Source organism: Serratia sp. root2, from assembly GCF_031931805.1.
Lineage (GTDB): Bacteria > Pseudomonadota > Gammaproteobacteria > Enterobacterales > Enterobacteriaceae > Serratia > Serratia inhibens.
Window position 1 is genome coordinate 1,616,595 of record NZ_JAUJXB010000001.1, and the last position, 13,577, is coordinate 1,630,171.

At 55.9% G+C, this 13,577-nt stretch carries 12 protein-coding genes; 9 read left to right on the top strand and 3 right to left on the bottom strand.

The window, feature by feature from the left end; all coding sequences use genetic code 11:
• Nucleotides 1–504: 504 nt before the first annotated feature.
• The 9 genes from ppsR (at nt 505) to QZQ97_RS07275 (ending at nt 9,447) form a co-directional block, all read left to right on the top strand.
• Nucleotides 505–1,326, top strand: a complete 822-nt coding sequence (gene ppsR, locus QZQ97_RS07235) for a posphoenolpyruvate synthetase regulatory kinase/phosphorylase PpsR (protein WP_126482337.1) — start codon at nt 505–507, stop codon at nt 1,324–1,326.
• Nucleotides 1,327–1,553: 227 nt separating this feature from the next.
• Entirely contained in the window at nt 1,554–2,600 is a 1,047-nt protein-coding gene (locus QZQ97_RS07240) for a 3-deoxy-7-phosphoheptulonate synthase (RefSeq protein ID WP_311992892.1), read from the top strand.
• A gap of 125 nt (nt 2,601–2,725) precedes the next feature.
• Nucleotides 2,726–3,211, top strand: coding sequence for a glutathione peroxidase (locus tag QZQ97_RS07245; protein WP_126482335.1), 486 nt, complete (start codon nt 2,726–2,728; stop codon nt 3,209–3,211).
• A gap of 168 nt (nt 3,212–3,379) precedes the next feature.
• A complete protein-coding gene (gene hemP / locus QZQ97_RS07250; protein ID WP_442995177.1) occupies nt 3,380–3,565 on the top strand; it encodes a hemin uptake protein HemP in 186 nt (61 codons plus the stop codon).
• A gap of 93 nt (nt 3,566–3,658) precedes the next feature.
• Entirely contained in the window at nt 3,659–5,740 is a 2,082-nt protein-coding gene (locus QZQ97_RS07255; protein WP_311992894.1) for a TonB-dependent hemoglobin/transferrin/lactoferrin family receptor, read from the top strand.
• Between the two features lie 63 nt (nt 5,741–5,803).
• Nucleotides 5,804–6,838: a hemin-degrading factor gene (locus QZQ97_RS07260; RefSeq protein WP_311992895.1), complete on the top strand. Its 1,035-nt coding sequence runs from the start codon at nt 5,804–5,806 to the stop codon at nt 6,836–6,838.
• Nucleotides 6,835–7,665, top strand: a complete 831-nt coding sequence (locus QZQ97_RS07265) for a heme/hemin ABC transporter substrate-binding protein (RefSeq protein WP_311992896.1) — start codon at nt 6,835–6,837, stop codon at nt 7,663–7,665. The genes QZQ97_RS07260 and QZQ97_RS07265 overlap by 4 nt, the downstream gene beginning before the upstream one ends.
• On the top strand, nt 7,665–8,669 hold the full coding sequence (locus QZQ97_RS07270) for a FecCD family ABC transporter permease (RefSeq protein ID WP_311992897.1): 1,005 nt from the start codon (nt 7,665–7,667) through the stop codon (nt 8,667–8,669). The genes QZQ97_RS07265 and QZQ97_RS07270 overlap by 1 nt, the downstream gene beginning before the upstream one ends.
• Nucleotides 8,662–9,447, top strand: coding sequence for a heme ABC transporter ATP-binding protein (locus QZQ97_RS07275; protein WP_311992898.1), 786 nt, complete (start codon nt 8,662–8,664; stop codon nt 9,445–9,447). The genes QZQ97_RS07270 and QZQ97_RS07275 overlap by 8 nt, the downstream gene beginning before the upstream one ends.
• A 100-nt stretch (nt 9,448–9,547) precedes the next feature.
• Here QZQ97_RS07275 and QZQ97_RS07280 read toward each other — a convergent pair whose 3' ends face one another.
• The 3 genes from QZQ97_RS07280 to QZQ97_RS07290 form a co-directional block, all read right to left on the bottom strand.
• Entirely contained in the window at nt 9,548–10,990 is a 1,443-nt protein-coding gene (locus QZQ97_RS07280; protein WP_311992899.1) for a protein adenylyltransferase SelO, read from the bottom strand.
• Nucleotides 10,991–11,237: 247 nt separating this feature from the next.
• Entirely contained in the window at nt 11,238–11,975 is a 738-nt protein-coding gene (locus QZQ97_RS07285) for an EAL domain-containing protein (protein ID WP_311992900.1), read from the bottom strand.
• Nucleotides 11,976–12,515: 540 nt separating this feature from the next.
• Nucleotides 12,516–13,529 (bottom strand): lipoate--protein ligase A, encoded by a 1,014-nt coding sequence (locus QZQ97_RS07290; protein WP_311992901.1) that lies wholly within the window; start codon nt 13,527–13,529, stop codon nt 12,516–12,518.
• Nucleotides 13,530–13,577 lie beyond the last annotated feature (48 nt).

The following is a 13,577-nucleotide window of genomic DNA, read 5'->3' on the forward strand; positions in this document are numbered from 1 at the left end:
GGGTATAGACGGATTTAATTCATTTGCTTTCTTGGGCACCGACAAAGCGGAGCCAATTCAGACTAGCACAATGATCCATAAGAAATGGAAAGGTGAATCGATCAACCCAATGAAGAAAGTGGATTTTCGGAAAATTACCTGAACGGCGAAATTTGTCCGGAACCGTTCCCTGTCGCACTAAAAGCTTAAATCTCAACAAATTAAGTATTTTTTAAACTTCCGTTTTAAAAGCCATGCCAATTGCCTGTCTTTGATTGAAATTACGCCAACATCCTGAGTAAGCCCCTCAAAAAGACAAGTCATTTTTCTCATAAAAATTAAAATAGCGTTTCAACATAAAAAAACTCACCTTCATTATTTCCTCGATCGCGAAAATTAGTGAGCTACTCTGCCTGCATTATCACATTTTTTTTGCTCGCCCCTTTACCGCGGGATCGCCTGAAGCCCATGATACCGTTAAGCAGGCGATACAACTGCATCACCGTTTCAGGTAAGGAGCCTCGGGTGGAAAGAAGCGTTTTTTATATTTCGGATGGGACGGCGATCACCGCCGAAGTGTTGGGCCACGCGGTTTTGTCCCAATTCCCGGTCAAAGCCACGACCTTTACGTTGCCCTTCGTTGAAACCGAAGCGCGGGCTCGGGCGGTCAGCCAGCAGATTAACGATATTTATCGCGACACTGGCGTGCGCCCGCTGGTGTTTTACTCCATCATTTCGCCGGAAGTGCGCAATGTCATTACCCAGAGCGAAGGTTTTTGCCAAGATATCGTACAGGCGCTGGTCGGCCCGTTGCAGGGTGAACTGGACGTTGAACCCACGCCGGTGCCGAACCGCACCCACGGGCTGACCGCCAGCAACCTCGGTAAATACGATGCCCGTATCGCTGCCATTGACTACACGTTAGCCCATGATGACGGCATATCGCTGCGCAATCTCGATCAGGCTCAGGTCATATTGTTGGGCGTATCACGCTGCGGCAAAACCCCCACCAGCCTGTATCTGGCGATGCAGTTCGGGATCCGCGCCGCCAACTATCCGTTTACCGCCGACGATATGGACAATTTGCATCTCCCCGCCGCGCTGAAACCGTTTCAGCATAAACTGTTCGGGCTGACTATCGACCCGGAGCGGCTGGCCGCCATCCGCGAAGAGCGCCGCGAAAATAGCCGTTATGCCTCGCTGCGGCAGTGTCGGATGGAGCTTGCCGAAGTAGAAGCCCTGTTCCGCAAAAACCAGATCCGTTATCTGAACACCACCAACTATTCAGTGGAGGAAATCTCCACTAAAATCCTGGATATTCTTGGAATGAGTCGCCGCATGTTCTAGCCCGCACGGCCCGCCGCTAATTGCGCGCTATTACGCTCTCCGGCAGGGACATTTTTCCTGCCGCTTGCCGCTAATTTCCCGCAGGCCATGATTTTTGTGCTTTTTTTAGTGGCTTCGATCAACAGAACACAATTTCTACGGTTGAATTCATCGGTTTTTACGTTATTGTGATCGCCATCACTTCCCGGCACTCCTGCCGCAGCGAAGAAAAGTCTTTAGAGAAAATCATGCACAAAACAGATGAACTGCGGACCGCGCGCATCGATAGCCTCGTCACGCCGCAAGCATTGGCGGAGAAGCTGCCGATCTCGGCGGAAATCGCCGATGGCGTGACAGCGTCACGACAACGAATTGAAAAGATTCTTACCGGCGAAGATCGTCGCCTGCTGGTGGTTATCGGCCCCTGCTCCATCCACGATTTAGATGCTGCCATCGATTATGCCGGTCGTCTGAACGCGTTGCGCATTCGCTATCAGGATCGCCTGGAAATCGTGATGCGCACTTATTTTGAAAAACCGCGCACCGTGGTGGGTTGGAAAGGTCTGATCTCGGATCCGGCGCTGGATGGCACCTTCCAGGTAAATCGTGGCATCGAAATGGCGCGCCGACTGTTACTGGAAGTCAATCAGCTCGGACTGCCGACCGCAACCGAATTCCTGGACATGGTGGTTGGCCAGTACATTGCCGATTTGATCAGTTGGGGTGCCATCGGCGCACGCACCACCGAGAGCCAGATCCACCGCGAAATGGCCTCTGCACTTTCCTGCCCGGTGGGCTTCAAGAACGGTACCGACGGTAACACCCGCATCGCGATTGACGCCATCCGCGCGGCACGCGCCAGTCACATGTTCCTGTCGCCGGACAAAAACGGGCAGATGACGATTTATCAGACCAGCGGCAATCCTTACGGTCATATCATCATGCGCGGCGGCAAAACGCCGAACTACCATGCCACCGATATCGTTGCCGCCTGCGATAGCCTGCGCGAATTTGAGCTGCCGGAGCATCTGGTTATCGACTTCAGCCACGGTAACTGCCAGAAACTGCACCGCCGTCAACTGGAAGTGGCAGAGAATGTCTGCCAGCAGATCCGAGCCGGTTCCGCCGCCGTCACCGGCGTGATGGCAGAAAGTTTCCTGGTGGAAGGCACGCAAAAAATCGTTGCCGGCCAACCGCTGACTTACGGCCAGTCAATCACTGACCCGTGCCTGAGCTGGTCCGACAGCGAACAGCTGCTGGCCATGTTGGCCGATGCGGTAGATACCCGCTTCTGAACCTGTTCACCGGGGTGGCGACATCCCGGTTTTTCAACGTTCCCTTCACTCATCTATACTTACGCCAATCAAGCCCGCAGACGCTATAAACCGCGCCCCTGCCAACAGGATGTGGAGTTTCCTGCATGAGCCATTCACTGTTATCCATCCCCTGCGTCACTCTGCAAGGGGAACACAAAACTCTGGGCGATTTTCCTGCCCGTGCTTATCTGGTGGTCAATACTGCCAGCAAATGCGGCTTTACTCCGCAATACCGTGGTCTGGAAAACCTCTGGCAGTACTATCGGGAGCGCGGCCTGATGGTGTTGGGGTTCCCGTGCAATCAGTTTGGCGCGCAAGAGCCTGGGGATCCGCTGGAGATCGCCAATTTTTGTACGCTCAACTACGGCGTCAGCTTCCCGCTGTTCAGCAAGGTGGAGGTTAACGGCCCCGGTGCGCACCCGCTGTTCAACGAATTGAAACGCCTGGCGCCGGGCGTTCTGGGCAGTAAGCGCATCAAGTGGAACTTCACCAAGTTCCTGCTGACCGCCGACGGCCAGCGGGTGAAACGTTTCGCGCCCATCACCAAACCTGAACGCCTGTTTGACCGCATCGAAACCCTGCTGAAATAACCCCTTACTTTACGGGCTGGGCGTGCCCGGACCGCTCCGACAGCCCTTCTTTCAAAAAGGTTCCATCGGTAAGAAAATTTTCCTTGATGTAACCTTTCGTTCACATGATAATGATTATCAATATGATATTAATTACCATTTAATGGTCTGTTTTATAAACAAATGACGATGGATAATCACAATACCCCCCCACATGTCCAAGACATCCCCGGAGCTGAACGCAGCCTGGTCTCGCCTCCTTGCTACGACAGCGCTCAGTTGCTTGGTGCAGACGGCGTAGCGATCATCCTCCATCAGGGCCAGCGTTACCAACTGCGGCAGACCAAAGCCGGGAAATTAATCCTGACCAAATAATCCCTTATTCCTTAATGCCAGCCACCCCGATCGCGTCGATCCAGGCAGCCAGCAAATCCATTGATATGTTTAAAACATATGGAGAGTTGCGACATGCCTCTGACCCCTTGCACCCGGCTGCGTTTATCCGCAGTGAGTTTGGCGATTGCCTGTGCTCTGCCGACGGTGACTTTTGCACAAACCACCAGCACAGTTTCTTCTTCTGTCGGCACCCCGGCAAAAACCGATAAAACCGGCGAAGACGCCATGACCGTTGTCGCTACCGGCAATCAGCGCAGCAGTTTTGAAGCGCCGATGATGGTTACGGTAATCGAAGGCAACACGCCGGAAAGCCAGACTGCGTCGACCGCAGCCGATATGCTGCGCCGGGTGCCCGGTATTACCGTCACCGGCACCGGCCGCAGCAACGGCCAGGACATTATGATGCGGGGCTATGATCGTCGGGGTGTACTGACGCTGGTGGATGGCATCCGTCAGGGAACGGATACCGGACACATCAATGGCACCTTCCTCGATCCCGGTCTGATTAAACGCATTGAAGTCGTACGCGGTCCGGCCGCTCTGCTGTATGGCAGCGGCGCGCTGGGGGGCGTGGTCGCCTATGAAACGGTCGATGCCGCCGATCTGCTGCTGCCGGGTCGTGACAGCGGTTTCCGGGTATTCGGCACCGCAGCCAGCGGCGATCACAGCTTGGGCATGGGGGCCAGCGCCTACGGCAAGACCGACAATCTCGACGGCCTGCTGTCGTTCGGCACTCGCGACGTCGGCAATTTGCGCCAGGGCAACGGTTTTGACGCGCCAAACGATGAAACCATCAACAACCTGTTGGCCAAAGGTACCTGGACTCTGGACGAAAACCAGTCATTGAGCGGCAATCTGCGTTACTACAACAATCGGGCGCAGGAGCCGAAAAACCCCCAGGAGCCGACCAGTTCCAGCGGCAACCTGATGACCGACCGCTCCACGATCCAGCGCGATGCCCAGCTCAGCTACCGCCTGAAACCTGTTGGTCAGGAATGGCTGGATGCCGAAGCGAAAGTGTATTATTCCGATGTGGCGATCAACGCCCACAACAACGGCAGTGAAGATGAAGCGCGCAAGCAAACCACCCGCGGCGCAAAACTGGAAAACCGCACCCGTTTGTTTGCCGATACCTTCGCGTCGCACCTGTTTACCTATGGTTCGGAAGCTTATAAGCAAGAACAGACGCCGGGCGGCGCGACAGAAAGTTTCCCTCAGGCGAAAATCAATTTTGCTTCCGGCTGGCTCCAGGATGAAATCACCCTGCGCGACCTGCCCATCACCCTGCTTGCCGGCACCCGTTACGATAACTACAAAGGCTCCAGCTACGGCTATGCGGATGTCGACGCCGACAAATGGTCGTCACGAGGGGCAATCAGCATTACGCCAACCGACTGGCTGATGGTGTTCGGGTCTTACTCCCAGGCGTTCCGTGCACCAACCATGGGGGAAATGTATAACGACTCCAAACATTTCTCGATCCCCATGGGGCCGACCACCATTACCAACAACTGGGTGCCAAACCCGAATCTGAAGCCGGAAACCAACGCGACGCAGGAATATGGCTTCGGCCTGCGCTTCGACGATTTGCTGCTGGCAGACGACAGCCTGCAATTCAAAGCCAGCTATTTTGACACCAAGGCCAGAGATTACATCACCACCGACGTCACCATGGAATTGGGCCGTGGCCCGCGTGGCCCCTATTGCATCAGTTGCACCACTTTCTCGACCAATATTGACCGCGCAAAAATCTGGGGCTGGGACGCCATGCTGAGCTATAAAACGGCGCTTTTCGGCTGGGATCTGGCTTACAACCGCACACGCGGCAAGAACGAAGCCAGCGGCGACTGGTTAAACAGCATCAACCCTGACACCGTTACCAGCACGCTGGATATCCCGTTGGGTGAAACCGGTCTGTCGACCGGTTGGGTCGCTACCTTCGCCGAACGCGCCACTCGCGTGGAAACCGGCACCGCCGAGCAAGGCGGTTACGGCGTCAACGACTTCTACCTGAGCTATAAAGGCCGCGAACGCCTGCAGGGCGTCACCACCACAGTGGTGCTGGGCAACGCCTTCGATAAAGAATATTACTCGCCGCAGGGCATTCCGCAGGATGGCCGCAACGCCAAACTGCTGGTCAGTTATCAGTGGTAACCTTTTGAATACGGCGGGCAAGCCGATTGCCCGCCGCTTGAACCACACACAGGAGCATAACCGATGAGCAATAACTTATACGCCAGTTACCAGCAGGCAAAAATTGATAATCCTGGCAAATACGCACGCGATCTGGCGGAGCTGCTGGGTGTCAGCGAAGCGGAACTGACCCATGCCCGCGTGGGTGAAGACACCCGCCGCCTGCGAGCCGACGCACGCACCCTGCTGACCGAGCTGGAGCAGGTTGGCGTCACCAAGTCCATTACGCGCAACAGCTATGCGGTGCATGAGCAAATGGGCCGCTACCTTAACCAACACCTGAATGGCCACGCAGGGTTGATTCTTAACCCCCGCGAGCTGGATTTGCGCCTGTTCCTCAATCAGTGGGCCAGCGTATTTGCCATGAGCGAAACCAACAAACGCGGCGTGCGCCACAGCATTCAGTTCTTCGATCATCAAGGCGACGCCCTGCATAAGGTGTACACCACCGAGGAAACCGACCTGGTGGCCTGGATGGCGCTGGTCGAGCGCCATCTGAGCGCAGAAAACCCGGCTCTGGAACTGAAGGCGGCAGACGCCACGGTCGGCAACGCCGCACCGGACGCCGAAAAAATTGACCGGGAATGGCGTGAAATGACCGACGTTCATCAGTTCTTCCAACTGCTGGGCCGCCATAAGCTGACGCGTCAGCAGGCTTTCCGCGCCGTCGGCAACGATCTGGCGTATCGGGTGGATAATAGTGCCTTGGCGCAGTTGCTTAACGCCGCTCAGAATCTGCAAAACGAGATCATGATTTTTGTCGGCAACCGAGGTTGCGTGCAGATATTCACCGGCCAAATCGAGCGGCTGATGCCGCAGGAAGGCTGGATTAACGTGTTTAACCGCCGCTTTACCCTGCACCTGATCGAAGGCGCTATTGCAGAAAGCTGGATCACCCGCAAACCCACCAAAGACGGCTTCGTTACCAGCCTGGAACTGTTCGCCGCCGACGGCACGCAAATCGCCCAACTATACGGCCAACGTACCGAGGGCCAGCCGGAACAAACCCAATGGCGTGAGCAGGTTGCCGCGCTTGAACCCAAGGACATTGCCGCATGAAAGCTCCATTGTCCCGCAGTCTGACGCTGTGCCTTGCGCTGGCGTTGCCGTTCACCGCTGCGGCGGCGGAACGTATTGTCTCGATAGGCGGTGACGTCACCGAAATTGCCTTCGCCCTTGGCGCGGGCGATGAGATCATTGCACGAGACAGCACCAGTCTGCAGCCGGAGGCCGTAAAACCGCTGCCGGATGTCGGCTATATGCGTCAACTCAATGCCGAAGGCATTCTGGCGCTGAAACCCACGCTGGTGCTGACCACCGAACTGGCTGAGCCGGCGCTGGTGCTCAAGCAGTTGGAGGAGAGCGGCATTAAGGTGGTACGAATTCCCGGCGACACAACCTTGCAGGCGGTGCCGGAAAAAATCGCGGTCATCGCCCAGGCGCTGCAACGCACCGACCAGGGCAAGCAACTGAGCGCCCGTTACCAACAACAGCTCGCTCAGGTGAACACGTCATCGTTGCCGATCAGGGTGTTGTTCGTCATGAGCCACGGCGGCATTACGCCGATGGCCGCCGGGCAGCATACCGCCGCCGATGCAGTCATCACCGCCGCAGGGCTGAAGAACGCGATGCAAGGATTCAACCGCTACCGCCCGCTGTCGCAGGAAGGCGTGATCGCCAGCGCGCCCGATCTGCTGCTGGTTACCACCGATGGCGTTAAGACCCTCGGTGGCCTGGATCAGCTGTGGAAACTGCCCGGTCTTGCCCTCACGCCTGCCGGCAAAAACCACCGCGTGTTGGTGGTCGACGATATGGCACTACTGGGCTTTGGGCTGGAAACGCCGGCCGCGCTGGCCAAACTGCGTAATGCGGCGGAGCAAAAGTAATGCCCGGTCGCCTCTCTCCACGCGTGATCATTGCCGGCCTGCTGGTGCTGCTTGCGCTATTGGCGCTGGGCGCCGCCAATATGGGCGCACTGACGCTGTCGTTTCGCACCCTGTGGCAAGCGCCGTTCAGCGATACCTCTTGGCATATCTGGCTGAACATCCGCTTGCCGCGTGTGCTGTTGGCGGTGGTCATCGGCTGCGCACTGGCGGTGTCCGGCGCCGTCATGCAGGGGCTGTTCCGCAATCCGCTGGCCGATCCCAGCCTGTTGGGCATCAGTAGCGGCGGTGCGCTGTTCGTCGCGCTGATTATCGTTATGCCGCTGGCCCTGCCGCCGGTCATTGTCCTGTATGGCCACATGCTGGCGGCTTTCCTCGGCAGCATGATGGTGTCATTACTGATCTACGGCATCAGTCGCAGCGGGCACGGTGGCCTGTCACGCCTGTTGCTGGCGGGGATCGCCATCAACGCCCTGTGCATGGCGGCCATCGGCGTGCTGTCTTATCTCAGCAGCGATCAACAGCTGCGTCAGTTTTCATTGTGGATGATGGGCAGCCTGAGCCAGTCACAATGGCCGACGCTGGTCGTCTCTGCCTCTTTGATCCTGCCGGCGGCCCTCTTGACGCTGTTACAGGCACGCCGCCTGAACCTGCTGCAACTGGGCGATGAAGAGGCGCACTACCTTGGCGTAAATGTCCAACGCGCCAAACTGCAACTGCTTCTGCTCAGTGCATTGCTGATTGGTGCGGCGGTGGCAATCAGCGGCGTCATTGGTTTTATCGGCCTGGTGGTACCGCATCTGGTGCGCATGCGGCTCGGCGGCGATCACCGCTGGCTGTTGCCCTGTTCCGCGCTGGGCGGAGCCTGCCTGCTGTTGGTCAGCGACACGCTGGCACGGACACTGGTGGCACCGGCGGAGATGCCGGTCGGGCTGATGACCAGCCTGATTGGCGGGCCTTATTTCTTATGGCTGGTCATGCGCCAGCGGGAGCGTACGGGTGGATAACGCATCAAGCCTGACGGCACAACAACTACGTTACAGCCTGGGTTCGCGCCGGTTAATCAACGACGTTTCGCTAAGCATCGCCAGCGGCGAAATGGTGGCGATTATCGGGCCGAACGGCGCGGGAAAATCGACGCTGCTGCGTCTGCTGACTGGCTACCTGTCGCCGGGCTGCGGCGAGTGCCAACTCCTCGGGCGGCCATTGGATCAGTGGCAGCCCCAACAGTTGGCCAAAGTACGCGCGGTGATGCGCCAGCACAGCGATCTGGCCTTTCCGTTTACCGTCGAGGAAGTGGTCAGCATGGGCAGGTCACCACACGGCAAGCGTCATGTGCAGCAAGCGGTGCAGCAGGTGATGGCGCAAACCGATTGTCTTGAACTGGCCCAGCGGGATTATCGCCGCCTGTCCGGCGGTGAACAGCAACGGGTACAGTTAGCTCGCGTGCTGGCGCAGCTTTGGCAACCGCAGCCCTCGCCTTCCTGGTTGTTCCTGGACGAACCCACCTCGGCGCTGGATCTCTACCACCAGCAACATACGCTGAGGCTGTTGCGTTCACTGACGCGGCAACAGCCCATTGCGGTATGCTGCGTACTGCACGATCTGAATTTGGCCGCACTGTATGCCGACCGGATTTTATTGCTGCATCAGGGGCGCCTGGTTGCGGTGGGCACACCGCAGGAGGTCCTGCAGGCGGATATTCTGACCCGCTGGTATCAGGCCGATTTAGGCGTGGTGCACCACCCGGAAGTGGCGTTGCCACAGGTTTATCTGCGCCAGTGAATAGCTCGCCGTGCTTGTCCAGGTTTCAGCCCGGCGGTTTGTAGGGCGCAACATGCTGCGCCCGCATTAGCCTGATGTCGCTTGAAATACGTCGGGTATTTCAACTCGAACAGGAAATCTCCAGATGTTTGCCCCAATCCGGCGGCAAGGCGGCGAGATCGTCGTATTCGGCCACGTCGGCAAACGGCGTCAGCAACGCCTGATGCAGGCGCGCCAGCTTGCTGACATCATCCTGTTCGGCACGCTCAATCGCCTGCTGCGCCAGATAATTGCGCAGGATTAATTTGGGATTTGCCGCCTTCATCGCCTGCTGCCGTTCACTGTCGCTCACCTGCTCTTGCTGCAAACGTTGCCGATATTGCCGATACCACGCGTCGAATGCGCCGCGATCGATAAACTCATCCCGCAACGGCGACTGTGCCTGTTGCTGTTCCGTCTGGCTCAGCAAGCGGAAAGTACGGGTATAGTCACGCCCCTCTTGTGCCATCAGGCTCAACAGCCCGGTCAGCAGATCGTTATCCTGCGTCGACTGGGTGAAAAAGCCGAGCTTGGCGCGCATCTGTTCCCCGTAGGCGCGCATCAACGCCGGCTCATAGGCCGCCAGCGCCTGCTGCAACTGTTCGGTGGTCATCAACCCGGACAGCGCCTGCGCCAACCGATGCAGGTTCCACAGCGCGACGGCGGGTTGGTTATCAAAGGCATAACGCCCCTGATGATCCGAGTGATTGCAGATAAAGTCAGGTTTGTAATCATCGAGGAACGCGTAAGGGCCATAATCGATAGTGATGCCCAGAATCGACATATTGTCGGTGTTCATCACGCCGTGAGCGAACCCGACGGTCTGCCAATGTGCGATTAAACGCGCAGTGCGTTCAACAACGTCAATAAACCAGGGTAAATAGCTGTCGCCGTGATCTTTCAACTGCGGCCAATGACGGGCGATCACAAAGTCTGCCAGCTGTTGCACCTGTTCTGGCTGTTTGCGGTAGTAGAAATGCTCAAAATGGCCGAAGCGCACATGGCTTTCCGCCACGCGCAGCAGCATCGCCCCGCGCTCTGGCTGTTCACGAAAGACGGGCTGCTCGCTGGTCACCAGGGTCAAAGCGCGTGTGGTCGGGATCCCCAGATGGTGCATCGCCTCGGAGGCCAAAAACTCACGGATCGCCGAACGCAATACGGCACGACCATCACCCATCCGTGAATACGGCGTTAGCCCAGCCCCTTTCAGATGCCAGTCCATGCTGCGGCCGTCCGCCAGCTTTTGCTCGCCGAGCAAAATGCCGCGGCCATCACCCAATTGCCCGGCCCAAACGCCAAACTGGTGGCCGCTGTACACCTGAGCTAACGGCTGCATGCCGGGCAACAGCGTTTCGCCCGACCATATCGGGCTCTTGTCCTGGCTAAACCAGCTTTCGTCCAACCCCAGCTCCCGCGCCAGAGGTTCGCTGTGATACAGCAGGCGGGCGCCCTTCAGCGGCGTGGGTTTCAATTCGGTATAAAAACCGGGTAACTGATGGTGGTAAGCGTTTTCAAACTGCGGCATAGGCCCTCCGTTTCCGCTTAGTGTAGAGCCTGAGCGTGCGGATTAACACAGAGGAAATGCAGGGAGAACGCCTCTGCCGGGGATCCATGCAGAGGCGGAGGCGTGGCGTTTACACCAATACGGCGTAAGCACCTTGTTGCGCCGATGAATCGGGGGCGTTATCAGCGAGAAGAACATGATAAATAACAGGACCGGAATCGCAGCAAAAATCATCCGATCCATTATTCCGCTGAAGCGCCCGGCGCTATCAATTATTGCCATTGAATTCTTCGGGCGTTATCCGCAAAGCGGCCAGATTATCCACACCAACGCTGGGCCATAAAAACCCCTGCAAACCAAAAACACCGGCGTGTCTGAGCTTATTAAAATATTCCTTCTTCTCTATGCCGCAGACAATCACCCCTTTGCACAGCAGATTGATATTCTTTAAGAGCGAGTCGATGACCACGTCATACCCTTGGTGGGCAAAAAGCTGCCAGTAAAAACGTTTGTCGATTTTCACATAGTCGAACAGGCCATCATACAATGCGGTCAATGTCGCCTGCCCTGAGCCAAAGTCATCCAGCCACAGGGTGAAAATCTCGCTTAGCCGGCTGACCTTGGTATTGTTTTTTCCCGCTGAAAGATTCGGAAAACCCTCACTGATTTCGAACGCAATAAACGGCCATTGCCGCAGGCGTTGACACAGCAGATCGTCAGTGAGGATCATATCGACAAGAGTTTCTTCGATATTGAGGGTCAACAGCACGTCGTGTTCGACAAACCAACCGGCATGTTGCTCTACCAGCCTCAATTGCTCATGAAATAACTCAATCCTTTGCGAGGCGGTCAATAAATTAATCCCAATGTCAGCGGGCATGGCCAAATCACCGTCCAGGCTATTGAAACGGCATAATATTTCTACCGCCAGCAGCCTGCCTTCCATTGAGTAAACAGGTTGAAAAACATAGCTACTAATAAAGTCAGCTTCGAATTGGATTTTCATTTTAATGCCACAGGCAGAATGGCGAGCAGGCCATCGTATATCAATATATTTTATCGATCAATCCCCCTGGGATTAATCGGAAATATCAATGTAATTACCAATAAGTTATCATTTAATTGATAGATTAAAGCTATTCGTAACTCACGGAAAAATGAATAAAAAAACAATTTCACTTATGGCAAAACCTGGACGTCACGAATAAACCGGGAAGGATTTAACTTAAGTGATGGCACAATTCTTAAAATTTGACTTATCTTCATTGTTTTAATTAAAGAAATTCCTATTCGATAAAAAACAGACAAATCTTGATCAAAGCTATTCCGACCCCACCCCCAGATAACTGATTAAATTTAATAACGCATCAATTCACGGCGTTATTCCCGGCATTGAAACAACCCAAAAATGCCCACCTTGATTTTTAGCGGATTTATGCTGTAGCGGAATTTACGATTTTTAGACGAGAAGAGGCTGCAAGAACCGAGGGCCACAGGGTTTAAAAAGGGATGAGCCGCCTCATCCCAGGGTGCCGGAGCCTGAATGTTATTTAATCGTCTCGACCAACCATTGCCGCAGCTCAACCAACTCGGCGGCTTGATCGGGAAACTGCGCGATCAGGCTATCACAGCAACCTGCCACAGTGTCACTGCGATAGGCACTCCCGACCAACCTCTCGGCCAACTGTTGCAACGGTGCAGGGTTAAGGCTATCGGTGAAAATCTGCGCCCGCTCAATGACGCCTTTCTCCACATCGAAGAAGATATCCACCCCGCCCCAGACAAACCGCTCATTCAGCAAATGGCTAAATGCAGGCGCTTTGCCGAAATTCCATTCCCAACTGCTTTGCCTGGCGAATTGGGCGGCGAAATCCGGCAGATCGGGGTAAACATCCGGAGAAATGATTTCCGCTGTGGCGGTATCGCCATAATGGTCAAAGAATGCCTGCGTCACGGCGTCACATACCTGCCGATGGTTGATATCGGGCAGGAACTCCGCCAGGTTGGCGACGCGAGAACGCACAGAGGTGATGCCCTTTGCCTGCAATTTTTTGGGGTCCGGATTAAGGTAATCCGTCAGGCGGTTTAGATTGGCATTCAGCAACAACGTACCGTGATGAAACCCACGATCCGGAGTTTCACGGTAGGCCGACCCGGATATTTTACGCACGCCTTCTGCGGTGTCGATCACCAGATCATTGCGTCCGGATGCGGTGGCGGAGATCCCCAATTGAGCCAGCGCCGCCAGAATAATGCCGGTGGACACGGTTTTGTCGTAACCGGGTTTCCCGGCCATAAAGGTAAAACAGGTATTGCCCAGGTCGTGAAATACCGCTCCGCCCCCACTGCTGCGCCGCGCCAGCCGGATCCCATCTTGCTCCATCCGCCGGGTGTTGCATTCTTTCCACGGGTTTTGTGACTGGCCAATGACCACGGTTTCGGCGTTGCGCCATAAGAACAGGATTTTCTGCGTGGTCATCTCGCGGAAGATGCACTCTTCCACGGCAAGATTGAACCAGGGGTCGTAGGAGTCGGAAATCAGTAAGCGTAAGCTATTCATGGCGGTCACCGTTAAAGACGTGATGCCACCATGATACACCTAATCAAC

What these genes read in the sequence shown, in the direction of transcription:
- QZQ97_RS07260 (WP_311992895.1), top strand. Translation starts at nt 5,804, where the DNA reads ATGAGCAATAACTTATACGCCAGTTACCAGCAGGCAAAAATTGATAAT.
- QZQ97_RS07285 (WP_311992900.1), bottom strand. Translation starts at nt 11,975, where the DNA reads ATGAAAATCCAATTCGAAGCTGACTTTATTAGTAGCTATGTTTTTCAA.
- QZQ97_RS07265 (WP_311992896.1), top strand. Translation starts at nt 6,835, where the DNA reads ATGAAAGCTCCATTGTCCCGCAGTCTGACGCTGTGCCTTGCGCTGGCG.
- QZQ97_RS07245 (WP_126482335.1), top strand. Translation starts at nt 2,726, where the DNA reads ATGAGCCATTCACTGTTATCCATCCCCTGCGTCACTCTGCAAGGGGAA.
- QZQ97_RS07270 (WP_311992897.1), top strand. Translation starts at nt 7,665, where the DNA reads ATGCCCGGTCGCCTCTCTCCACGCGTGATCATTGCCGGCCTGCTGGTG.
- QZQ97_RS07290 (WP_311992901.1), bottom strand. Translation starts at nt 13,529, where the DNA reads ATGAATAGCTTACGCTTACTGATTTCCGACTCCTACGACCCCTGGTTC.
- QZQ97_RS07255 (WP_311992894.1), top strand. Translation starts at nt 3,659, where the DNA reads ATGCCTCTGACCCCTTGCACCCGGCTGCGTTTATCCGCAGTGAGTTTG.
- QZQ97_RS07240 (WP_311992892.1), top strand. Translation starts at nt 1,554, where the DNA reads ATGCACAAAACAGATGAACTGCGGACCGCGCGCATCGATAGCCTCGTC.
- hemP (WP_442995177.1), top strand. Translation starts at nt 3,380, where the DNA reads ATGGATAATCACAATACCCCCCCACATGTCCAAGACATCCCCGGAGCT.
- QZQ97_RS07280 (WP_311992899.1), bottom strand. Translation starts at nt 10,990, where the DNA reads ATGCCGCAGTTTGAAAACGCTTACCACCATCAGTTACCCGGTTTTTAT.